The 21,973-nt window shown below is 61.3% G+C and carries 17 protein-coding genes; 6 read left to right on the top strand and 11 right to left on the bottom strand.

Annotated elements, in window-relative coordinates; genetic code table 11:
* Position 1: 1 nt before the first annotated feature.
* Positions 2 to 817, bottom strand: a complete 816-nt coding sequence (gene thiD / locus OHL11_RS14905; protein WP_263372323.1) for a bifunctional hydroxymethylpyrimidine kinase/phosphomethylpyrimidine kinase — start codon at positions 815 to 817, stop codon at positions 2 to 4.
* A gap of 56 nt (positions 818 to 873) precedes the next feature.
* Between thiD and OHL11_RS14910 the strand changes: the two genes are divergently transcribed.
* Positions 874 to 1,548: a septal ring lytic transglycosylase RlpA family protein gene (locus tag OHL11_RS14910; protein WP_263372324.1), complete on the top strand. Its 675-nt coding sequence runs from the start codon at positions 874 to 876 to the stop codon at positions 1,546 to 1,548.
* A 66-nt stretch (positions 1,549 to 1,614) separates the two neighbouring features.
* Here OHL11_RS14910 and OHL11_RS14915 read toward each other — a convergent pair whose 3' ends face one another.
* The 5 genes from OHL11_RS14915 to OHL11_RS14935 form a co-directional block, all read right to left on the bottom strand.
* Positions 1,615 to 2,511, bottom strand: a complete 897-nt coding sequence (locus tag OHL11_RS14915) for a dimethylarginine dimethylaminohydrolase family protein (protein WP_263372325.1) — start codon at positions 2,509 to 2,511, stop codon at positions 1,615 to 1,617.
* Positions 2,512 to 2,709: 198 nt separating this feature from the next.
* Positions 2,710 to 2,889, bottom strand: a complete 180-nt coding sequence (locus OHL11_RS14920) for a hypothetical protein (RefSeq protein ID WP_263372326.1) — start codon at positions 2,887 to 2,889, stop codon at positions 2,710 to 2,712.
* Between the two features lie 177 nt (positions 2,890 to 3,066).
* On the bottom strand, positions 3,067 to 4,125 hold the full coding sequence (locus OHL11_RS14925; RefSeq protein WP_263372327.1) for a CPBP family intramembrane glutamic endopeptidase: 1,059 nt from the start codon (positions 4,123 to 4,125) through the stop codon (positions 3,067 to 3,069).
* 98 nt (positions 4,126 to 4,223) lie between these two features.
* Complete coding sequence (locus tag OHL11_RS14930; protein ID WP_263372328.1) at positions 4,224 to 5,078, bottom strand: acetyl-CoA carboxylase carboxyltransferase subunit alpha; 855 nt, start codon at positions 5,076 to 5,078, stop codon at positions 4,224 to 4,226.
* A gap of 48 nt (positions 5,079 to 5,126) precedes the next feature.
* Positions 5,127 to 5,552, bottom strand: coding sequence for a DoxX family membrane protein (locus tag OHL11_RS14935; protein ID WP_263372329.1), 426 nt, complete (start codon positions 5,550 to 5,552; stop codon positions 5,127 to 5,129).
* 122 nt (positions 5,553 to 5,674) lie between these two features.
* Between OHL11_RS14935 and OHL11_RS14940 the strand changes: the two genes are divergently transcribed.
* Positions 5,675 to 7,639 (top strand): NHL repeat-containing protein, encoded by a 1,965-nt coding sequence (locus tag OHL11_RS14940; protein ID WP_263372330.1) that lies wholly within the window; start codon positions 5,675 to 5,677, stop codon positions 7,637 to 7,639.
* A 75-nt stretch (positions 7,640 to 7,714) separates the two neighbouring features.
* Here the strand turns inward: OHL11_RS14940 and dnaE are convergent, their stop codons facing one another.
* The 3 genes from dnaE to OHL11_RS14955 are packed head-to-tail and all read right to left on the bottom strand — an operon-like array spanning position 7,715 to position 13,033.
* Complete coding sequence (gene dnaE, locus OHL11_RS14945; RefSeq protein WP_263372331.1) at positions 7,715 to 11,248, bottom strand: DNA polymerase III subunit alpha; 3,534 nt, start codon at positions 11,246 to 11,248, stop codon at positions 7,715 to 7,717.
* A 54-nt stretch (positions 11,249 to 11,302) separates the two neighbouring features.
* Complete coding sequence (locus tag OHL11_RS14950; RefSeq protein WP_263372332.1) at positions 11,303 to 11,971, bottom strand: YdcF family protein; 669 nt, start codon at positions 11,969 to 11,971, stop codon at positions 11,303 to 11,305.
* 15 nt (positions 11,972 to 11,986) lie between these two features.
* Positions 11,987 to 13,033, bottom strand: a complete 1,047-nt coding sequence (locus OHL11_RS14955) for a M20/M25/M40 family metallo-hydrolase (RefSeq protein ID WP_263372333.1) — start codon at positions 13,031 to 13,033, stop codon at positions 11,987 to 11,989.
* Positions 13,034 to 13,075: 42 nt separating this feature from the next.
* Between OHL11_RS14955 and OHL11_RS14960 the strand changes: the two genes are divergently transcribed.
* On the top strand, positions 13,076 to 13,750 hold the full coding sequence (locus tag OHL11_RS14960; protein WP_263372334.1) for an alpha/beta hydrolase: 675 nt from the start codon (positions 13,076 to 13,078) through the stop codon (positions 13,748 to 13,750).
* Here the strand turns inward: OHL11_RS14960 and OHL11_RS14965 are convergent.
* Positions 13,675 to 14,607 (bottom strand): alpha/beta fold hydrolase, encoded by a 933-nt coding sequence (locus tag OHL11_RS14965; protein WP_263372335.1) that lies wholly within the window; start codon positions 14,605 to 14,607, stop codon positions 13,675 to 13,677. The genes OHL11_RS14960 and OHL11_RS14965 overlap by 76 nt on opposite strands.
* 274 nt (positions 14,608 to 14,881) lie before the next feature.
* Here OHL11_RS14965 and OHL11_RS14970 point away from each other — a divergent pair, with 274 nt between their 5' ends.
* Together OHL11_RS14970 and OHL11_RS14975 are read left to right on the top strand one after the other, a co-directional pair.
* A complete protein-coding gene (locus OHL11_RS14970; protein WP_263372336.1) occupies positions 14,882 to 17,947 on the top strand; it encodes an ATP-binding protein in 3,066 nt (1,021 codons plus the stop codon).
* The gene (locus OHL11_RS14975; RefSeq protein WP_263372337.1) at positions 17,940 to 19,382 is read left to right on the top strand and encodes a sigma-54-dependent transcriptional regulator; all 1,443 of its coding nucleotides are present in this window, start codon (positions 17,940 to 17,942) and stop codon (positions 19,380 to 19,382) included. Before OHL11_RS14970 ends, OHL11_RS14975 begins: the two co-directional genes overlap by 8 nt.
* A gap of 60 nt (positions 19,383 to 19,442) precedes the next feature.
* Here OHL11_RS14975 and OHL11_RS14980 read toward each other — a convergent pair whose 3' ends face one another.
* Positions 19,443 to 21,269 carry a tRNA nucleotidyltransferase/poly(A) polymerase family protein gene (locus tag OHL11_RS14980; RefSeq protein WP_263372338.1) on the bottom strand — a complete coding sequence of 609 codons (1,827 nt, stop codon included), beginning with the start codon at positions 21,267 to 21,269 and terminating at the stop codon, positions 19,443 to 19,445.
* A gap of 179 nt (positions 21,270 to 21,448) precedes the next feature.
* On the opposite strand from OHL11_RS14980, the gene OHL11_RS14985 reads away from it, so the two are divergent.
* Positions 21,449 to 21,958, top strand: a complete 510-nt coding sequence (locus OHL11_RS14985) for a DUF6982 domain-containing protein (RefSeq protein ID WP_390233660.1) — start codon at positions 21,449 to 21,451, stop codon at positions 21,956 to 21,958.
* Positions 21,959 to 21,973: the final 15 nt, after the last annotated feature.

Consider the following 21,973-nt stretch of genomic DNA (forward strand, 5'->3'; position numbering starts at 1 on the left):
GCTATGTCCGACGCAGAGGCCACATCAAATTGAGCGGCCCCTTCCCGTTCCCAATTCCCGGAGCCCTTCGAATCGCCTCCGCCACATATTCTTTGGCAAGCTTTACGGACTCGGCAGGCTCGTAACCGAGCACGAGCCGGGAAAGCAGCGCCGAAGAAAAGGCGCAGCCCGTTCCGTGGGTATTATTGGAAACGATGTGCTGCCCTTCGAAAACTTCGACTCGGCCGTCGGCAAATCTGACGAAATCAACCGGAGCCTCCTGGTCACCGCCGGTAGCCACGATATTCAAATGCGGATGGCGAGACGAGAGCTTCTCGGCTGCTGACCCCGCATCGTCCAGCGATCGAACGACCTCTTCGGAAAGCAGTGCCAGCTCCCTCCAGTTGGGCGTGATCCAGCTCACTCGTCTCATCAGCCCTTCGTGAAGCGGCTCCATCGCCTCTACCGGAAAGAGAGCTTTTCCTGAGCTGGAGACGAAAACAGGGTCGAAAACGACCGGAATCCCAGGATGTTCGCCGAGGAAGAAAAATAGTTTTTCGGCGAGGTCCGGGGTTCCGAGAGCCCCGATCTTGATTCCCTGGGGCAAAATATCTTTTGCCAGATGGGCGAGCGTTTGCTCCAGAAGCGTCGGACGGAGAGCTTCGGTCGCCGCAACGCCAAGCGTCGACTGTACCGTCAAAACGGTAATCGCCGACGTCCCAAAGAGTCCATGGGCGGCAAAAGCCGCTAAATCCGCGGTGATCCCTGCGCCCGACGACGGGTCGAAGCCCGCCACCGTGAGTGCAACTGGCGGTTTGGCAGGTCGAAGGGACGGCATCTGGGCCTCGGAAACCGCGAAAAACGGCTTTCGAATGTCAAGGAATTTCTTACCTATTGTCTACCACAATCCAGAGTGAATTGCAAGCCCGAAGTGTCGCTAACCCGTTGGCAATGATTGACTTAGCGAATTCAGGCAAGGACAATATAGCTATGAGCGAACAAAGACGGAATCGAACCCGGACGCTGATCTCACGCACGCAGGCTTTGGCCGGCGCGGCTGTGAGCTCGGCACGGAATCGAAGCCAGCAGGCTCGCGCGACCATGCTCGTCATGGCGCTCGGCGTGTCGGCATCGGTCTCGGCAGCTCCGACGACCTCGCATGTCTTGGCGGCTTCTGCGGCGAAACCCGAAGCGCAGTCCAAGCCGGCGAAGCGTCATTGGTTCGAAGTTGGAAAAGCTACCTGGTACGGCGAGGAATTTGACGGCCGTAAAACGGCAAACGGTGAGACCTTCGATTCGACGGAATTCACCGCTGCTCACCGGACGCTTCCCTTGGGAAGTCTGATCCGGGTAACCAACCTGAGGAACAAGCGTTCCATGGTCGTCCGTGTGACGGACCGTGGACCGTGGGTGAACAATGCCATGCTCGACCTCTCGCACGCCGCCGCCCAGAAGCTGGGCTTCAACGGAACCGCGAAGGTCAAGATCGAACCGGTCGATAAGTACGGTCGCATCTTGCAGGAAGTCGCCCAGTTGACTCCGGAAAAATCCGGCAGGATTGACGAGTAATAGCTCGCACCTTGCCAACGAGAAAAGCCCAGCCTTTCGGCTGGGCTTTTCTGTCTCTGTACGGCGTTAGCTGAGCTTGCCGTGCGTGAACGGGAGATCGCTCAAGCGAAGCGCGAGCGACTTGGCGCCACCGCCGCCCTTGATGAACTCCGAGAGCTCAAGCTGCACGACGTCGAAGCCTGCATCGAAGAGGCGCTTGGCCAGGTCCTTGGAGACTTCGCCGGTAAAGATACTGCGCCCGATGTTCAGAGCACAGCAGGCCATACGCGTGGCATCTGCTTCGCTGACGGCGATGCGCTTCTCCGCCGGAAACTGTTGCTCGATCTCGGCTCGCGAGGCTGAGTCGAAGGCGCCCGGGTAGTAGAGCACGTAGCCATCGGTCAGCGGCGTGAAGCAGGTGTCCAAGTGATAGAAGCGAGGGTCGACGAGGTGCAGTGAGTGCACCGGGACGTTCCAGGCGTCAGCCACATGGTGATGCGCTCCGCGGCAGGTACGAACGCCGTGAGCGGCCCACAGTTCGGTGCCCTCGGCGTTGAAGGTGACGTCACCTTCTCCCTCGAAGGCGGTCTGCTGCGGCGTGTCCCAGAGCAGGAAGCCCTGACCGATGAGCCACTGGCGGAGGTACTTCGACTCCGCCTGACGCTGCGCGGGGCTGAAGCTGGAGACCGCAGCGATTCCGTGGTGCACGAGCGCGCCGTGGCCGAGGAAGACCATGTCCGGGCAGCCTGCTTCGGGATGCAGTAGGCGCACGTCAGCCACGCCACGCAGGACGTTATGAATACCCTTCCATTGGGCAAAGGCGAGATCGCGGTTGGTGTTGTGAACGTTGCCTGCCATCCAGGGGTTGATGGCGTACTCGAGGTTGTAGAACTCCGGCGGACACATGAGGAACGTCGGGCGCTTGAGCTGCGGGGAGGCGAGGAACGAATCTGCAACGGGTGTAACGGTAATGCTAGTCGACATCTGAACTACTCTCCTACGAAACCATGGGAGTCTGCCTCTCTCGCGGGACGATCGTCAAGTGCGACGAACCGATTTTTATACCCGGAGCAGAACCCTCCCTTGGCGACCTTAGTATGACGCCGGAGAACGCGAAAAAGCCCACCTCGCGGTGGGCCTTTTACGGAAATTTATCGACTATCTTTAGGGTTGATCGGAAGCTTAGAGCTTCTCGAAGAACTCGCACGCCGAGCACGAGATGTACACGCCGCCGGGGATACCGCGTTCACGGTCCTTCACACGCTTTACGATGCGGGTGGGCTTTGCGCACTTCGGGCAATCAGTGCTCTTCTGGGTGTCCATGATCTTCTTACGATCACCGGTCTTGGCAATCTTAGCCATTGGGGTATGTCTCCGTAATCCTTAGGTTTGCTTCGCTTCCCTCTCATGGAGGGGCTGCGTACCCTGCGGTTGCAGGGTTAGTCAGGAAATGCCTTCGACGACAGTGTCGCCCGGGCGGAAGCGCAGGTTTTATCTTAGCACTCTTCCCTGCGGCTGCGGAACCTTATCTGGTACCGCTCAACTCTCTTCACCTTCACCGCGGAGGTGTTTGTCGATGGCCTCCACCGTGGAGGAAGCCTGCGGTGTGGCCGTGAGGATCTGCACCAGCGGCTTGGGCGCAGGCGGCGGAGCGAAACTCCGCTCCATAGCGGTGTGCGCAGCCGGCGGCGGCGCTTCCATCTCGTAGCCAGCCGCTTCCGGGGCCTCGAAGGTGTACTCCCAGGCCAGATCGCGGGTCATGCGGTAGAGCACGATCATCGCGAGCAGCGCAACGATCACTGCCAGTACGGAGCCTTCGGGGCCATACGCGCCGCCGGTCCACCACTCCGGTCCAGAGACGTTCGAGGAGATGAGGCTTGAGTAGTTCGCATCACCGCCGATTGGGAAACCAAAGAGCACGGCCGCGAAAACTGACCAGCCGAAGTGCAGCCCCCAGCCGAGCCAAAGGGCGCGGGTGCGGAGGTACGCGATCGAATAGAGGATCGCGAAGACGAAGGTTCCCCACATGCTCCAGGCGCTGGCATTGTCGCGGAAGACCGACGACAGCACGATCAGGACCGCAAGCACGAGCGTAGCGCTCGCAGAACCGAGGGCGCGGCTCAGTGTGCGGAAGAGGAATCCACGCAGGGCGACCTCGGTGGCGAGCGAGCCCGCAGCTATGGCGAGGATCGAAAGAATCGCGATTCCCCACGCGCGACCGCCGAGCGAGAACTGCGGATGCAGTTGGCCGAGTGCCATCAGCGCAAGCGCCGTGACGACGACCATGCCCCAACCCAGCGCAAGCCCCATGCGGAACTCTTTGCCGGCGGTAGCACGGGCGGGCAGGCTGTTGCTGCCGCGGAGACTGCCGTTCTTCGTGACAATGCTCTCGATCAGCCAGAAGCCAAAAGCGAGCAGCAGAAGCTCAAAGCAAGCGCGGAGCAGGCGCTCAAAGATGCTGAGGGAAAGGTGCGCGGTGAGGCCGGCGGCGGCGCGCTCAGCGATGCCATTTGCGGCGAAGATCCAGAGCAGCCCGATGAGGAAGAGGGCGAACTCCAGGGTGCGCGTCTGTGATGGCTTGGGGGCGTTAGGCGTCAAGGTTCTCGAAAGCTCCATCGGAAGGGCGCCCGCCTCGTGTGAGAGCAAACGCCTTCCATAGTGTCAGACGAAGGACGCGACACCGCCGTCAACCGCGCCTAGGCGACGGTGTAGAACTGTGCCAGGTTGCGGAACTTCTCATAACGCTCGGCGAGAAGCTGGTCGAGCGACTTGGCCTGCAACTCCGCGAACTGGCGTGTCAGGTGCTCGTTCATGATCTGCATCATCGCGGCAGGGTCGGTATGCGCGCCGCCTTCCGGCTCGGGGATCACGTCGTCCACACAGCCAAGACGCTTGACGTCGATGGCGGTGTAACGCAGCGCTTCCGCCGCCTTCTGGCGCTTGGCCGCGTCCTTCCACATGATCGACGCGCAGCCTTCCGGCGAAATCACCGAGTAGATCGCGTTTTCGAGCATCAGCACGCGGTCGGTGACGGCCAGCGCAAGAGCGCCGCCAGAGCCGCCTTCGCCGGTGATCGTCGCGATGGTCGGCACGCGGAGGCGCGACATCTCGAGCAGGTTGCGCGCGATCGCCTCACCTTGTCCACGCTCCTCCGCACCCAGGCCGGGGTTCGCGCCGGCGAGGTCGATGAAGGTGAAGATAGGGTGGCCGAACTTCTCGGCGATCTTCATACAGCGAAGAGCCTTGCGGTAGCCTTCGGGGTCGGGTGAGCCGAACTTCCGCTCGACGCGCTCCTTCAGGGTGCGGCCCTTCAGGTTGCCGATGACCATGACCGGCGTGCCGCCAAAGCGCGCCATGCCAGCGGACATTGCGGCGTCGTCCGCAAACTGGCGGTCGCCGTGAATCTCGCTGAAATCCGTAAAGAGCGCTTCGATGTAGTCCATCGGATAAGGGCGCTGCGGATGTCGTGCGACTTCCGTGCGCTTCCATGCCTCGGGTGTTGCGTCGGCAGCGGTGGGGGCCTGCGTGCGTGAATCCATTTCTGCAGCCATCGCTCGTCATTGTATCGGAGCAGGCGGTGGGTCTGCAGGAGTTTGCGATCAGGCGCGGCGAATGCCCCACCAGGTGCGGTCAAAACGCTCGCGGCCGAAGATCAACACAGCCAGCAGAAAGCCATAGAAGAGCTGCTGCCCTGCTGCGGTCCAGTCCTGCTTCATGGTGACGCCGAACATAAGGACGAACATCAAGCCGAAGGCCGCGTAGAGCGTCCAGCGCGTGAAAAGCCCGACGAGCAGCAACAGGCCGAGCAGGAGCTCGACACAAGGGATGACATACCCGAGATACAGCACCAGTGTAGGGTCAAGCGGCGCGCTGGCCATTCCCTTCTGCATCCCCGTGGCAAAGCCGGAGAGATACGTCCCGGTGAAGATGCGTGCGTAGCCGTGGCCGAAGAAATCCAGTCCGAGGAAGCTGCGCAGCAGCGCATAGCTGAGTCGGTGTTCTGTCGTCGTGGGTGCTGTGTCCATGTTCAAGATTCTCCTCGGACCTTCTGCGCGAAACGCGATGTTTCCATATGCGATGCAGGTACACTGCAAACCGTACCCCTACATCCGCTTCAACCCTGGTCGCAATCATTACAGGAGACGAGATGAAACTCTCGAAAGTCACTTTTCTTGCGCTTTCCGGTGCGCTTTTGCCCGCCATCTTAGGCGGATGTGCCGACGACGGCACGATTACGACCAAGACAACGACCCCATTGCTCGGCGCGCAGATCTCCGGCAAAGTGATGGCTGGCTCCACGCCCGTTGCTGGAGCGCATGTGTATCTCTTCGCGGCAGGAACCGGTGGCTACGGCACGACGTCCACGAGCCTGCTCAGCACGGGCCAGAGCGGCGTCACAGCTGACTCCAACGCGAACGGCTACGTGACGGCCGGCAGCGATGGCTCGTACGCGCTTGCTGGCGACTACAACTGCCCCACCGCGACCTCACAGATCTACCTCGTCGCGACCGGCGGCAATCCCGGCCAGGCGACGGGGACGAACAACACGGGCATCACCTTCGTGGCTGGCCTCGGTTCCTGCGCTCCGCTGAGCAACAATACGGTCCGCGCGACCGCCGTGATCAACGAGATGACGACCGTTGCCACGGCCTATGCCCTTGCTCAGTTCACCACAAACGCGCAGCAGATCGCATCCGGCACCGTGACGACCGGCATCACGAATGCGTTCAACCTGATCCCTGTCCTCGTAACGCTCTCAACCGGCGCGTCCAATGCTTCCACCGGCTCCAGCATTGGTGCGATCCCGCAAACCGCGATGGCGAGCCTGGCAAATCTACTGAACACCTGTGCAAGCACCTCAGGAGCGACGAGTACCGCGTGTGCGGCTCTTTTTGCCGCGGCGACTCCCGCAGGTGTGACCGCGCCGTCGAACACCTTTCAGGCGGCGCTGAATCTCGCACACTACCCCGGCAACCAAGTGGCCGCGCTCTACACCTTGAGCAAGAACGCCAGCGCGTACACGAGCGCATTGGCCGCGCAGCCGAACGACTGGACGCTTTCGATCGCATACACGACGACGACCGTGCCGGGCATTTCGACACCACAGCAGGTGGCTATCGACGCCTCCGGTAACGCCTGGATCGTGAACTACAACAGCAACGCCCTCGTGGAGATCAGCCCAATTGGTTCGCCGGTTTCCCCTCTCACCGGCCCCGGTGGATACTCCGGGCCGGTGAATAATGCGACGCGCCTTGCGATTGATCTCTCCGGCAACGTGTGGACGATCGATGGGCAATCGGACATCTCCGAATTCAGCAGCACGGGCAGTGTCGTGCAGACGCAGGTCGTGCAGAACATTCCTTCGCCCAGCTCCATCGCCGTCGACCCGAGCAACAATATCTGGATCGCGAACAAGTACACAGCCAACAACCTCTTTGAGTTGAGCAACGCCGCGAAGGTCATCTCGCCCGCGACCGGATACGCGACCTCGTGCCTGCAGTACACGAACGCGGTGGCGATCGACACCAGCAGCAATGTCTGGATGGGCGGACAGAACTCGACCTGCCTCGCAGAGTTCGACAAGAGTGGTAACGTGCTCTCGGGAACGGCGGGTTTCAACGGTGGCGGCATGGCGTACAACACCTACGGCGGCATCGCGTTCGACCACTCTGGCAATGTCTGGGTGCCGAGCACGAACGGCGCGCTCTCGGTGAATAAGGCTGGTGTGATCAGCGAATTCACAAGCACCGGTACGGCGATCACGAGCTCAGCGGGCTACACGAGCGGCGGCATTTTCAACCCGACGGGTCTCGCGATCGATGGCATCGGCAACGTTTGGGTGACGAATGGCGACTCGACCTCGCCGCCGACAACGACCAAGGCTCGCCTCTCCGTAATTTCCAGTGTCGGCGCAGGGGTTTCGCCGACGACCGGCTACATGCAAGGCACGCTCGGCGCGCTTCCCTACGCTCCGGCGATCGATCCGTCGGGCAATGTGTGGATTCCTGAGAGCACGACCAGCACGGTGTATCAGGTGATCGGCGCAGCTGCTCCGGTGGTCACACCGCTCGCAGCTGCCGTGAAGAACAACCAACTCGGCGTTCGCCCGTAGCGTTCGATTACCCCCAAGTAAGAGGCCGATGCGATATCGCATCGGCCTCTTGCTTTGCCACCCTGTGACGTTGATCTACTGAATCACCTGCACGCCGCCCTTGCCGAGCAGAGCTTCGACCCGTTCGATGAACTGCACGTCGCACGCCACGCGCAAGCCCTGTGGGTCGAGATCCACCGCGAACTGGTCTGGTTCCTCAAGGCGAAGCATCACCTTGCCTCCACCCGGCGCAGACTTGAAGATCGCATCGAGCTTCTGCAGCAGTTCTGCATCGGGGCTATGTAACGGCACCTTCACGCGGAGCGCTTCCGGCAGCTTGATCTGCACATCTTCGAGCGCCGTGATGCCCGAGATCGCAAGCTTCGGCGCAGAGTCTTCTTCACCGCGCAGCGAGCCACGGACAACGACCGGAACCTCGATCTTGAGCTTCTCGGCAAGCTTCAGATAACTTGCCGGAAACGCGATCAAGTCGATCTTGCCGACAGTGTCTTCAAGCGTGGCCGACGCGTACATTTCGCCGGAGCGCTTGGACTTCGCAACCTTCAGACCAGTGATGACGCCTGCGATCGAGATCTCGTTCTGAGCCTCCGCCTTGCCGCGCGTGAAGACGACCGGCTCAGGCTTCATTTCGCACGCTGTCGCGGTGTCGAGCACCTTCATGTTGCGCAGCTTCTCGCGGTAGCGATCCATCGGATGGCCCGACACGAAGAAGCCGAGCACTTCCTTCTCGTTCTGCAGACGCTCGTGCTCGTTCCACTCCGGCGCGGACGGCAACGCATCGCTTTCCTTCGCGGCTGGTGCACTGTCGTCGGCGAACATGCCGAAGAGGCCCGACTGCCCGCTCGCCGCATCACGCTGCGACTTCTGCGCGCGTTCAATGCACTTGTCGAGCGCGGCAAAGACCTGAGCACGGTTCCCGAGTTCGTCGAGCGCACCGGCCTTGCAGAGCGATTCGAGCACGCGCTTGTTCATCAGGCGCAGATCGACCTTTTCGCAGAACTCCCACATGGTGGTGAAGCCCGGCTTACCCTCCGCCTTCAGCGCTTCACGCGCTTCAATGATCGACTGAATGGCGTTCTGGCCGACGTTCTTGATAGCGGCCATGCCGAAGACGATGGTGTCGCCCGAAGGCGTGAAGCTCGCGTCTGACAACTGAACATCCGGTGGGCGAACAGCGATGCCGAGTTCGCGGCACTCCTGGATGTACTTGACGACGTTCTGCGGATTCGATGTTTCCGAAGTCAGCAGAGCGGCCATGAACTCGACCGGATAATGCGTCTTCAACCACGCTGTTTGATACGCCAGCAGCGCATAAGCCGCCGAGTGCGATTTGTTGAAGCCGTACCCTGCGAACTGCTCCATGAGATCAAAGAGTGCGCCAGCCTTGGCCTTATCGAACTTAAGCTTCGCCGCGCCTTCCATGAAGGTCACGCGCTGCTTGGCCATCTCTTCGGCGATCTTCTTACCCATCGCGCGACGCAGCAAGTCAGCACCGCCGAGCGAGTATCCGCCGACCGCCGATGAAATCTGCATCACCTGCTCCTGATACACGATGACGCCGAGCGTCTCCTTCAGGATCGGTTCCACTTCCGGGAATGGATACTCCACCGCACGACGTCCCCACTTGCGCTCGATGAAGTCATCGATCATGCCGCCCTGAATCGGGCCGGGGCGATAGAGTGCGTTCAACGCGGTGAGATCTTCGATGGAGGTGGGCTTATAACGGCGAAGTACATCACGCATGCCGCCGGACTCGAACTGGAAGACGCCCGACGTGAGCGCGCGGTGGAAGACGCGCTCGTAGGTGACCTGATCTTCGAGGTCGATCTTCGCGAGATCGATCACTTCACCACGGTTCTTCTTGATGAGGTCGAGGCATTCGTAGATGACCGTCAGCGTCGTCAGGCCAAGGAAGTCCATCTTCAGCAGGCCCATCTTTTCGACGGCCTTCATGTCGTAGCTGGTGACGATGGCTTCGTCTTTAGTGCGCGTGACGGGGACAAGCTCGGTGAGCGGCTTCGGCGCGATCACGACGCCTGCAGCGTGGACACCTGCGCCGCGCACAAGACCTTCGAGGCGCAGCGCCGTGTCAATGATTTCCTTCACCTTGGGGTCGCTGTCGTAAGCCTGCGCGAGCTGGTCGCTCTCCTTCAGCGCCTGCTCAAGCGTGATGCCGATCGTCGGCGGAATGAGCTTGGCGATGCGATCGACCTCGCCGTACGGCGTGTCGAGCGCGCGACCCACGTCCTTGATCGCAGCCTTCGCGGCCATCGTGTTGAAGGTGATGATCTGTGCGACCTGATCGACGCCGTACTTCTCCTTCACATAGTCGATGACCTTGCCGCGACGTTCCGGCTCGAAGTCGATATCGATATCGGGCATGGAGATACGTTCGGGGTTCAGGAAGCGCTCGAAGAGGAGATTGTTCTGGATCGGATCGACGTCCGTGATCTCCATCACGTACGCAACAAGCGAGCCCGCAGCCGAACCACGGCCCGGTCCAACGGGAATACCCTGCTCTTTGGCGTAGCGAATGAAGTCCCACACGATCATGAAGTAGCCGGGGAACTTCATCGCCTTGATGCACTCGATTTCGCGCGTGAGGCGCTCTTCGTACTCGGCGATGGTGTGGCGAATCTTGCCGGTCTCTTCGAGATGGCGCACGGCGGTCGCGCGGCGCATCGCCCAGCCCTTGCGGCAGACGTCCTCGAAGTACGCATCGAGGTCCATGCCATCGGGGCAGTCGAAGTGCGGGAACGGGTTGTCGACCGGCTTGAGCTTGAGGTTGCAGCGCTCGGGGAACTGCATGGTGCGCGTGCAGACCTCGGGGCGCTCGGCGAAGAGCTTGTGCATCTCCTCCGCCGTCTTGATGTAGAACTCCTGCGTGTCGAACTTGAAACGCTTGGGGTCGTTCATGCTGCCTGCGGTTTGCACGCAGAGCAGAATTTCGTGCGCGCGCGAGTCGGCGTCTTCGATGTAATGCGCGTCGTTGGTCGCGATGAGCGGAATGTCCAGCTCCTTCTCAAGCTGGAACATCTGCTTGACGACATTCGCGTCCACGTCGAGGTTGTGGTCCTGCGTTTCGAGGAAGAAGTTGCCGCGGCCGAACATCGTTTCGTACTCGCCGGCAACGCGTTTGGCGCCTTCGTAATCCCCTGCCATCAGGTTCTGTTGCAGTTCACCTGCGAGGCAGCCCGACAGGCAGATCAAACCTTCTGTGTGCTTGGCGAGGAAGTTCTTCGAGACGCGCGGCTTCTTGTAGAAGCCATGCAGCGCGGCCTCCGAGGTAAGGCGCACGAGGTTGCGATAGCCAACTTCGTTTTCGGCAAGCAGCAAAAGGTGGTTGTACTTCGACTGCGGGTCCGCGAACTCGCGGCGATGGTCCTCTTCTTTGCAGATATAGAGCTCGGTACCGAGGATCGGCTTGAGGTCCTTCTTCTTCATCGCATCGAAGAAGTGCACGGCGCCGAAGATGTTGCCGTGATCGGTCATCGCGGCCGAGGTCTGGCCGATCTTTTTCAGATGCTTGGCGAGCTTGTCGACGTCGCAGGCTCCATCGAGGAGCGAGTAATCAGTGTGGAGATGGAGATGCGTAAACTCGGCGGCCATAGGGCTAGTTTACTGCTCGGTTACTGGCTCCGTCGCTGAGGAAAAGCAAGCGTTTTAGTGACTCGCAATCGGCTCGGCAGTTGCGTCGCTCGGCAAAAACGGCGTCGGCTTGAAACCCTCGTGCATGAGCTTCCAGCAGTAGTTCGCTTCGTTGCCGAAGGCCTTTTCGATGTGGGCTTCGTCGTATTCGGGCGGCCAGCCGGAGGCGTGGGTGCGCCATTGCAGACCCTTGTAATGTTCGAGGATCAAGCCGGTGCGCGGCAGATGATACGGCGCACTCACCACTTCGGCCGACTTCCAGCCGTGCTCTTCCATGATCTTGTACGAGTACCAGAGGTTCTCGACGGTGTTCGTTGCCTGGCCTTCCTCGATGATGGCTTCGGCGGGGACGCCCTTCGACATGGCGTAGAGCTTCATCGCGTGCGCTTCGAAGAACTTGTTGTGCGCTTTGCCGCCTGTCGGGATGATCACCGGCGCGACGCCGCGCTTCCACTCGGCGATGCCCTCGTCCATGCGCGAAATCTCTTCGGGCGAGGCAGAGCCGTCGGGCATCGTCGGCACGCCGAGCACGATGATCGCGTCGAAGTGCTTCGCCTCAGTGTTATGCGTCGGGATCGCCCTGTAGCTCGCCCATACCTCAGGCGTTACGCCTGCTGGAGCAGCATCGGGGATTGTCGTCGGCAGGACAAACAGCAGCGCGGCGAAGAGCTTCAGCATCATCATGGCCTGCCTCCGGTGCTAGGTGGTGAGCAACTGGCGTGCGAGCTTTACGTAGAGTTCCACGCAGTCGAGAATCTCCTGCTTGGCGATCACCTCGTCCGGCGTGTGCGCGACGAGGATCGTGCCGGGACCGAGCAGGAACGGCTCGCCCCAGTTCGTCAGCGACGGGATATCGGTGGTGTACTTTGCGACCATCGTCTCGAAGCCATCGAGCGCGCGCATTTGCACGAACGGCAGCTCAAGCGAGAACTCCACCTCGCAGAGACCTTCGCAGCAAGCGAGGATGCCTTCGCGAATCGGCTCACTCGGGCCGACGAGGCGAACGAGCAGGTGCGCTTCGGCTTTGTCGGCGATGACGTTCGGCGCACGGCCACCGGAGAGTAGACCGACGTTCAGCGTGGTGTCGCCGATGCCTTCGACGACCGGCAGCTGCAGCTCCTGAATCTTCGCGAGCGCGGCGACGAGCTTGTCGATCGCCGAGTCACCGAGCTCCGGGTAAGCCGAGTGCGCGGCCTTGCCCCGCGCGTAAAGTTCGACGCGCAGGCAGCCCTTGGACGCGAGCGCCAGCTTGTTCTCTGTGGGCTCACCATTGATGAGAAAGCGTGATGACTTCACCGGATGCTGATTGGCCACCTTCGCGCCAGCGGAGTCGCGCTCTTCGCCGACCACAAATAACATGCCGACCGGCAGGCCTTCTGCTGCGAGTCGCTGAGCAGCGGCAACCTGTGCGGCGAGGATGCCCTTCGCATCGCAAACGCCGCGACCGTAGAGGTGCGTCTCATCTTCGCGGCATGGGCCGAGGAACGGCGGCACGGTGTCGAAGTGTGTCGAGAAGAACAGCTTCGGCTCGACGCCTTGCTTCGTCGCGATCACGTTGAAGCGTGGCCCGTCACCCGCGCCGGGCGACTTCGCCTTGTCCGGTTGCTCCACCGTCTGACGCGAGACTTCCCAGCCAATCTCAGCAAGGTAGGCCGCGAGAAATTCGCCGCACACACCTTCGTGATACGTGGTGGATTCAATGTCGACAAGCTGCTTGGTCAGCGCGATCGGGTCAAGGTTTGCCATGCGGCTTCAGGATAACCCGAGCCGCCAGCTATCCTGTTGAAGATGAGCGGACAAGTACGAACCATTGAAGATCTCCGCGGCCCCGCCGGTCGCCTCGAAGCCGTGATGAACACCGGCACACAGGACGCACTCTATGCGGCCGTCGTCGCTCATCCGCATCCGCTCTACGGCGGCACCATGCACAACAAGGTCGTCTACCACGCGGCCAAGGCCTTCAATAGTTTTGGTCTGCCGACGCTGCGCTTCAACTTTCGTGGCGTAGGTCTAAGCGAAGGCGAACACGCCAACGGCAGCGGTGAGATCGACGACGTGCGCGCCGCCGTTGACTGGATGGACCGTGAGTTCCGTCTGCCCATCCTCTTCGCAGGCTTCTCGTTTGGATCGAACATCGGCTTTCGCGCCTGCTGCGGCGACCGTCGCATCGCAGGCCTCGTCGGGCTGGGACTGCCAATCAATGCGGAAGGGCGCGAGTACCACTACGACTTCCTGCCTTCGTGTGGGCCGATCCCGAAACTCTTCGTCATCGGCTCAGAGGACGCGTACGCTCCGCGCGAGCAGCTGGAGCGCGAACTCGCGAAGGCCACCGATCCGAAACGCACCGTATGGGTGAAGGGCGCGGACCACTTCTTCGCCGGGACGCCTCAGTCGCCGGAGCCGAAGCTGGGCGTCATGAGCGAAGCGGTGCGGACGTGGCTTTCGGCGAGCTTCGGGCTCTGAGTCAGGCGCTCGTCCTGCACCCGCGCGAGGAAGCTCGTGATGTGCGCGGCAACTCGTTCGGCGCACTCTTCTGCGGGGCGATGGCCCACACCTGGCAGGATGCGCAGCTTCACCTGGCGGAAGTGCTTTAGCAGTTCATCGGCTGAGGTATGCGGCACGGCGCGATCGCTGTCTCCCCAAAGCATGAGCGTCGGCTGCGTGACACCCTTCGACAGCTTCCGCTGTAGACGCGCCATGTCTTTGTGCCAGGTGCGCAGGAGCGAAAGCAGATGCCGAATCGTGCCGGGTGTGCGGAGGTTTTCGCGATAAGGCTGCAGGTATTCGAGCGTGTCCGCGCGCTCCTGGCCGGACATACGACGCAGGCCGATGCGCTGCATCCACTGCGGAAACCACGGCAGCGAGTACGCAAACAGGCGCCCCGGCAGCGAGATATAAAAACGGATGACAGGGTCACCTTCGTCGAAATGAGGATGCGCAGGCGCGAGCAGCACGAGCGAACCGACGCGCTCAGGCACGGTCTGCGCCAGCGTCATGGCGACCGCTCCGCCGTGGGAGTGGCCGACGACGCAGGCGTTCCGAATCATGAGCTTCTCCAGCACCCGCGCGGTGAGATTCGAGGTGTACTTCAGCGTCGCATCGAGTCCTTCTCGGCGTTCCGAGGCACCCGCGCCGGGGAAATCCAGCGCGATCACATGCTGCGCCTCCGATAGCTCCGCAAGCAGACGACGGAAGGTGTCGGCGCATCCCATCAGGCCATGCAAAAGGACAAGCGACGGCGTTCCCGGAACCGCCTTTCCCTGTTCGAGAAACGAAAGCTCCAGGCCATCGATGTTGAGATGGCGGCGGGTCGGCTGCATGGATTTGTTCGCGGGGATCGCGCTGCTTTCATGATAAGTCCGAAACAATTCATCGAATGTTAATTCTGCCCGCGCGGGCCACTCAAGATGGTTGAACCGCGCACGGTGCATTCTGAAAGCCCCCGAGATGGAATCCCAGAACCTGTATTGCACTTCCTTTTTCTGTATTCTGAGGAGAACCTCGGCCTGTAATTCTGCTCTTTCCAGCGGAAACGTATTTGGCTGTGAACGTGCTTATCTATAGCGGAAGGTTTCGGCGACGGTTTCCCGGTCCATGAAGAGCGCCTCGCAAACCCGGTTGCTTGCTGTGTTGCTGGCGGTACTGACGCTGGCGGCCATGGCACTCGGCGTCGCCAATCTGATGCAGGAGGCGGCCTTCAACCCGCCGACCGATGGTATCCGCTGGTCGGAGGTCGACGGCGGCCTCAAAGCCTACATCGTCCCCGCCGACACCCCAGGCGGCCGCGCCGGAATCAAGCGTGGCGACGTTCTCAGCGCCGTGACGGGCGCCAATCTTCAACCCGCCGACAGCGTTCATTGGTCTGAGGTCGACAGCGGCCTTAAGGGCTTCACCGCATCACCGGACTCGGCAACGAATCCGACGAACCATAGCGTCATCAAGCAAGGCAATCTTCCTGCGGCGAGCAGTGTCAGAGTGAAGCGCATAGCGTCGCTCGAACGCCAGATGGAAGCGATCGGCACCTGGCAGCACGCCACGTACACCATCGAGCGCCAGACCTCGACGCACCGGATGACTAGCCTCGATATCGGCCTTATTCTCGAGCCGTCAGACCGCACCGACTATCAGGTGAAGCGCATGATCGCGCTGGTCTACCTCGCGATCGGCCTGTATGTGCTCTTCCGTCGCTGGGGCGCACCGAAGTCGATCCACTTCTTCGTCTTCTGCCTCACATCGTTCGTCCTGTACGCCTTCCACTACACCGGCACGCTCGATGGGTTGGACCAAACGACCTTCTGGCTGAACGAGGCTGCGCTATTATTGCAGCCCGCCATGTTCCTGCACTTCGCCATGACCTTCGACGGCGAAGCGACGCGCCGGGAACTCCGCGGGCTCGGCGTACTGGTTTACCTGCCGGCTCTCGTCCTGGCCAGCCTGCGATTTGCCTCGCTACGTCTCTGGGCGCCGACCGAGCGACTGCAGCATCGGCTCGACCAGTTTGACTACGCCTACCTCGCGGGCTTTTACGTACTTGCGGCGATCATCTTCTGGGCTCGCTATCGCAGTGAGTCCAAGCCGCTGGAGCGCCAGCAGCTCAAGTGGCTGACACGCGGCACGCTGCTCACCGTGGCGCCCTTCACCGCCTTCTATGTGATCCCCTTCCTTGCGGACTGGAACACCCCCGGGATTCTCACGAAGATCGCCATCCTCAGCCTGATCCTGTTGCCGCTGACCTTCTCCTGGGCCATCGTGCGCTATCGTCTGATGGACGTCGACCTCATCTTCAAGCGCGGCGTCACTTATACGCTTGCGACGGCCGCGCTCGTGGGCGTCTACTTCGGCGTCATTGCCGTCACTGCCGAGTTCGTCCACAACAATCTTCCGGGACTGCGCTCCTGGGGCCTTGTCGCAGCGGTCATCGTTGCCGGCCTGCTCTTCGACCCGCTGAAGCGCATGATTCAAGGACGCGTCGATCGCATCTTCGACCGCAAGCGATTCGACTACCGCGAGACGCTGATCGACTTCGGCAAGGAACTCAACGCGCAGACCGATCTCCGGACGCTCGTCGGCAGCATCGTCGAGCGCCTGCCGCAAACCATGTTGCTGACGCGCGTCGCCGTATTCCTCGCGGACGATTTCGGACGCTTCAATCTGGTCGCCTCGCACGGTCTTGGGGACAACGTTCGCAACCGCCCGCTGGATCTCGGCTTCCTCGACTTCTCGCGCAACGGAGAAGACTCTCATATCTACTTCGAAGGCCCGCACGCGCTGCTACGCCTACCCGACGGCCAGCGCGAAACAGCGATCTCGCTAGACCTGAACTACTACGTTCCGTGTCGCGCCGCACGGCATGAAGGCCGTGGCAAATCCACGGTCGCAGTGCTCGGCCTTGGCCGAACGGGCGAAGGCGACTTCCTCTCTTCGGAAGACATGGTGCTTCTCGAGTCGCTTGCAGGCTACATTGGTATCGCCATCCAGAACGCGCAGCTCTACGAGCGCCTCACACGCAAGGCCCTCGAGTTCGAACGCCTCCGCGACTTCAATGAAAATATCGTCGAGTCCATCAATATCGGCGTCTTCGCGCTCGATCTCGACGACCGCGTGGAAAGCTGGAACGCGCAGATGGAAGTGATGTACGCCACGCCGCGTGCAGAGGCTCTGCGCAAGACGATCAGCGAGGTCTTCCCTGCGGAGTTCGTGCAGGAGTTTGATCGCATCCGCTCCGAGCAGGGCGTGGTCACGCTCTACAAGTTCCGCCTCCATACTCCTGCCGGCGAAGCCCGCACGGCAAACATCACTGTTGCTCCGCTGCTCAACAAGGACTTTGAAGCGGTGGGCCGCATCATCCTCGTGGACGACATCACCGACCGCGTAAACATGGAAGCGCAGCTCTCACAGTCAGAGAAGCTCTCGTCGATTGGCTTGCTCGCCGCAGGCGTCGCTCATGAGGTCAACACTCCGCTTGCGGTCATCAGCAGCTACGCGCAGATGCTCGGCAAGCAGCTCCGCGCGGATGACGCCAGCCAGGCACGCCTGCAGCCGGTGCTCGACAAGATCATCCAGCAGACCTTCCGCGCAAGCGAGATCGCCAGCGGGTTGCTGAACTTCTCGCGCATGGGCACGGTGGACTTTGCCTCCACCGAGCTGAATGCCGTTGTGCGCGAAACGACCCTGCTTCTCGAGCACCAGATGCGTTCGGGCGGAGTCGCCGTGCTGACCGATCTTTCCGGCGACACGCCCATCATCTCGGGCAACCGCGGCAAGCTCCAGCAGGTTCTCGTCAATCTCGTGCTGAACGCGAAGGACGCCCTGCAGGACAAGGGTTCCGGCCAGGTCAAGATCACCACGCGCCGCACTGAATCCGGTGCGGCCGAGCTACTCGTCGAAGACAACGGAGGCGGTATGCCTCCCGAGGTCGTGGCTCGCATCTTCGACCCATTCTTCACCACGAAGAGCACGCCGAAGGAAGGCCAGCGGAAAGGAACGGGGCTTGGCCTCTCCGTCACTTACGGCATCATCCAGGAGCATCACGGCATCATCGAGGTATCGAGTGTCGTAGGAGAAGGCACCACGTTCCGGCTGGAGTTCCCGGCAGAAACACCCGACGGTCGCCAGAAAAAGGCGAGCGCAAAGCAAGAAGGGATTGAAGTGAATGTCTAGTAGTACAGCGCTCGGCGAGCGCGAATCAGGTCGTAACGGAGCAGCGAAGGCGAAGCAGCAGCGCATTCTCATCATCGATGACGAGGCGGGCATCCGCGATTCGCTGGAAACGCTCCTCGGGCTCGAAGGATTTGACGTAGACATGGCTCCGGAAGGAGTCGCAGGCCTCAACCTGCTGACCTCCAATGTCTACGACCTGTTGCTGCTGGACCTGTCCCTTCCCGGCGAAAGCGGTATCGAGCTGCTGCCTCGCATCAAAGCGCTTGCACCCGAACTGCCGGTCATCATGATCACCGCCTACGGCACGGTCGGCAACGTCGTCGACGCGATGAGTGCAGGTGCGGCGAACTTCATCCAGAAGCCGTGGGACAACGAGAAGCTGCTCGCCGATATCCGCGCCGCCATTGGCCGCAGCGAGGCTGAGCAAGAGGTCGTTCACCTCAAGCGTGCGCTGAAGCAGCGCTCTAGCTTCGAGAATATCGTGGGTAAGAGCGAGCCGATGCTCCGTCTCTTCGACACCGTGGCGCAGATCGCGCCGTCCCGCTCAACAGTGCTCATTCAGGGCGAGAGCGGTACGGGTAAAGAGCTCATCGCACGCGCGATTCATGCGAATTCGCCGCGCCGCGATAAGCCGTTCATCCCTGTAAACACCGGCGCGGTGCCGAGCGATCTGCTGGAGTCCACGCTCTTCGGTCACGAACGCGGGGCCTTCACCTCGGCCGTAGCATCGAAGAAAGGCCTCTTCGAAGTCGCCGACCAGGGCACGCTCTTTCTCGACGAAATTGGCACGATGACGATGGATATGCAGGCCAAGATTCTGCGCGTCCTGCAGGATCGTCGCTTCATGCGCCTCGGCGGCACACAGGAGATGCAGGTGGACGTTCGCATCATCGCGGCGACCAACGTCCCGTTGGCGCAGGCCGTCAAGGATGGCCGCTTCCGCGAAGATCTCTTCTACCGCCTCAACGTCATTGCGGTCGAGCTTCCGCCGCTGCGCAATCGCAAGGAAGATATTCCCCTTCTCGCGCTGCATTACCTGCATCACTACGCGCTCGAGAACGGCTTCCAGACGCCGGAGCTCACCAGCGATGCGCTGCGCGTGATGATGGATTACGACTGGCCGGGCAACGTGCGTGAGCTTGAAAACGCGATGGAGCGCAGCGTTGTGTTGGCTACTTCGCCTCTGATCACGCCGGATCTGCTGCCCACGCAGCTACGTGGCACCACCTACTCCACGACGATGCTCGAGCAGCGCGCGGATGCTTCCCTCTTCGACGTGATAGAGGACATCGAGCGCCGCATCATCGCCGACCGCCTGGAGCGCTGCAACTGGAATCAGACGGAAGCGTCGGAGTACTTCCGCATCCCACTTTCGACGTTGAACCAGAAGATCAAGCGCCTCAATATCGAAGTCCGGAAACGGAACCGAGACTAGAAGCAAACCGCAAGAAAAGAGGCGCCCCGCAGGGCGCCTCACTCTTTGCATCGCGGAAACCTAACGCTTCTTGGCGACTTTCTTTACGGCCTTCTTCGCTACCGGCTTCTTGGCAGGAGCGGCCTTCTTCGCCACTACTTTCTTGGCGACGACCTTCTTCGCTGCCGCCTTCTTCACCACGACCGCCTTTTTCGCCACGACCTTCTTGGCGACGGGCTTTGCCGCTTTCTTGGCAACGACCTTGGCAGGCGCGGCCTTCTTCGCGACTGGCTTAGCAGCCTTTACCGGAACGGCCTTCTTGGCCGTCTTGACCGGTGCGGGCGCAGCCTTCTTCGCGGCCTTCGCCGGAGGAGCAACCACCTTCTTCGCGACGGTCTTAGCCGGTGCGGCAGGCTTCGGCGCAGCTACAGGCTCAGCCTTTGCAGGTTTCGCCTTCTTCGGCGCAGCTTCCTCGACAGGCGCCACCGGGGCCGCTTCAGCAGCCAAAGCGGGAGCCGCTGCGGAGTCTTCTTCGCCCTCGTCATCCACTGCAACCACGGCCTTTGCAGCCTTCTTCTTGCTGGCCTTCGTCTCACGCTTCAACGGACGGCGGCGCAGATTCACCACCGGCGGAGCCGGAGGCGAGTACGGCTCGAGGAATGCCTTCAGAGCTTCCGGCGTCTCAAGCAGGCCGTCCATCAGCGCGAAGCCGAGCTTGTCGATCAACTCCGCGTAGACCGGAAGGTCAGGAGTGATGCGCATTTCCTGCATGATCGCGTACGGAATGCGCGCCTTCGCCGCCGGCCAATCCTGGAAGAACGCCTTGAAGCGGGCCTGCACAGGAGCCGACTTCGACGTGTACGCCAGCCACAACAACTGCTCCGGGACCGCCGCATAGATCATGCGCCAGGCATCAGAAGGAACTGACGCTGCCTTGCCCGAGAACTCAGTCGCAAAAGCCTTCGTTGCCGCGTCGAGGTTCTCGATCTGCTCGACGAAACCGGGGCGCGGGAAGAGCGACTTGAGCTCTGCCACATCCTTCGGTGCGAGCTTCGCCGTAAGCAGCGGGAAGTAGGCTGCCGACGGGTCCGGGTGGATGCCCGCAGTCTGGAGCTGTCCCTGCACGTCGCGAAGCTTGTTCAGCTCGTTCTCGTTCGCCTTTGCGGTGGTCCACGAAGGCAGGAGGAACTTCATCCAGCCTTCGGATTCGAGACGACCGAGGACGCGGATGGGATCTTCTTCATGAACGATCGCCTCGAGTTCGTACCCTCGCTGCCAGTTCGAAAGCGCCGCAATATAGTTCTCGTCCTTGCCGTTGTCATAGCGCTGGCGAGTCCGGTCTTCCATCTGCCACCCCAGGCGAGCGCCCAGGCGCGCTGCGCGGATCATGCGGGCAGGGTCTTCGATGAAGCCGTAGTTGGAGACCAGGCGCAGCTCCATGTTTTCGATGTCCGCAACGCCGTTCAGCGGATCCATCAACAGACCGTAGGAGCCCTCGTTCAGCGAGATCGCCATGGCGTTCGCGGTGAAGTCGCGGCGGCGCAGATCGTCGAGGATCGAAGCCGCGCGATAGACCGGCTTTCCGGGCTTCGGGTAGCTCGCCGTCAGCGTGGAGCCGACTTCGAGGCGGACACCACCGGGTGCCGAGAAGAAGAGCGTCTGCAGCGGCTCATGTTCGCCCGTCAGGGTAAAACCGGCCTTCTGGAAGTCCTTCTTGAGCTTGAGCGCGTTGCCCTGAACCGCGAAGTTCAGGTCGCGAATCGAGAAACCCGCTGTCAGGTCACGCACCGAGCCACCGACGAGGAATACCGTGTTGCCGCGCTCGCGAGCGACCTCACGAACGACGTTCAAAGCGGCAAATTGTGCGGGGGTGAGGCGGTTCGCCAGCAGGTAAATGTAATCGGCCATATTTTCGGGCGGTGCTCTTTCCGGTTCGCGGCGGGGTGTTGGGGAGCCAGCTAACCTGCTAAAAACAAACGACTTATTGAAGGCCGAGATGCACTTCGTCCGTACAAACTATACGCGAATTGCACCTTTTTGGCTACACATTTGAGCAGTTTTCCACCGCTTCGTGGGAAAATCGCCTCGTGGCCACTGGGCAAAAGAAAGCGATCGTACGACTCGCGGACGATCGGCTCCTCTGGGGATACCTTCCGTCCCAGGGTTTCGTAGCGTCCGGCCAGGTCACTCTCATGCTCGTGGAGGGCAAGGCAGAGTCGGTCGATCTGATGGAGGTCCAGTCAATTGCATTCGTGCGGGACTTCAACCTGAACGACAAGTCTGAGCCCGAACGGCTTGGGCGCCGACAGTTCCAAGGGCGACCCCGGTCACCCGGGCTTTGGGTGCGGCTGCATCTGCCCGGAAACGACTTGCTCGAGGGGATGACCGAGTTCGACGTGACGATGATGAACAGCCTGCTAGAGGACGGCGGACTGATGCTTACGCCACCCGACGGTCGCAGCAATACGCTGCGCCTCTTCCTTCCACGCCACCGCATCGTGTCGATCGAGGTCTTGGGCTGGATCACAACGACCGCGAAGCCGTCGGCGCCAAAGCGCAGCGTGGCGGAGGATCAGCCTGTGCTCTTTGAGCGGTAGCGGGATAAAATCGCG

The sequence above is a fragment of the Granulicella cerasi genome (assembly GCF_025685575.1).
Lineage (GTDB): Bacteria > Acidobacteriota > Terriglobia > Terriglobales > Acidobacteriaceae > Granulicella > Granulicella cerasi.

What these genes read in the sequence shown, in the direction of transcription:
- thiD (WP_263372323.1), bottom strand. Translation starts at nt 817, where the DNA reads ATGCCGTCCCTTCGACCTGCCAAACCGCCAGTTGCACTCACGGTGGCG.
- OHL11_RS14915 (WP_263372325.1), bottom strand. Translation starts at nt 2,511, where the DNA reads ATGTCGACTAGCATTACCGTTACACCCGTTGCAGATTCGTTCCTCGCC.
- OHL11_RS14920 (WP_263372326.1), bottom strand. Translation starts at nt 2,889, where the DNA reads ATGGCTAAGATTGCCAAGACCGGTGATCGTAAGAAGATCATGGACACC.
- OHL11_RS14930 (WP_263372328.1), bottom strand. Translation starts at nt 5,078, where the DNA reads ATGGCTGCAGAAATGGATTCACGCACGCAGGCCCCCACCGCTGCCGAC.
- OHL11_RS14935 (WP_263372329.1), bottom strand. Translation starts at nt 5,552, where the DNA reads ATGGACACAGCACCCACGACGACAGAACACCGACTCAGCTATGCGCTG.
- OHL11_RS14940 (WP_263372330.1), top strand. Translation starts at nt 5,675, where the DNA reads ATGAAACTCTCGAAAGTCACTTTTCTTGCGCTTTCCGGTGCGCTTTTG.
- dnaE (WP_263372331.1), bottom strand. Translation starts at nt 11,248, where the DNA reads ATGGCCGCCGAGTTTACGCATCTCCATCTCCACACTGATTACTCGCTC.
- OHL11_RS14950 (WP_263372332.1), bottom strand. Translation starts at nt 11,971, where the DNA reads ATGATGATGCTGAAGCTCTTCGCCGCGCTGCTGTTTGTCCTGCCGACG.
- OHL11_RS14955 (WP_263372333.1), bottom strand. Translation starts at nt 13,033, where the DNA reads ATGGCAAACCTTGACCCGATCGCGCTGACCAAGCAGCTTGTCGACATT.
- OHL11_RS14960 (WP_263372334.1), top strand. Translation starts at nt 13,076, where the DNA reads ATGAGCGGACAAGTACGAACCATTGAAGATCTCCGCGGCCCCGCCGGT.
- OHL11_RS14965 (WP_263372335.1), bottom strand. Translation starts at nt 14,607, where the DNA reads ATGCAGCCGACCCGCCGCCATCTCAACATCGATGGCCTGGAGCTTTCG.
- OHL11_RS14970 (WP_263372336.1), top strand. Translation starts at nt 14,882, where the DNA reads ATGAAGAGCGCCTCGCAAACCCGGTTGCTTGCTGTGTTGCTGGCGGTA.
- OHL11_RS14975 (WP_263372337.1), top strand. Translation starts at nt 17,940, where the DNA reads ATGTCTAGTAGTACAGCGCTCGGCGAGCGCGAATCAGGTCGTAACGGA.
- OHL11_RS14980 (WP_263372338.1), bottom strand. Translation starts at nt 21,269, where the DNA reads ATGGCCGATTACATTTACCTGCTGGCGAACCGCCTCACCCCCGCACAA.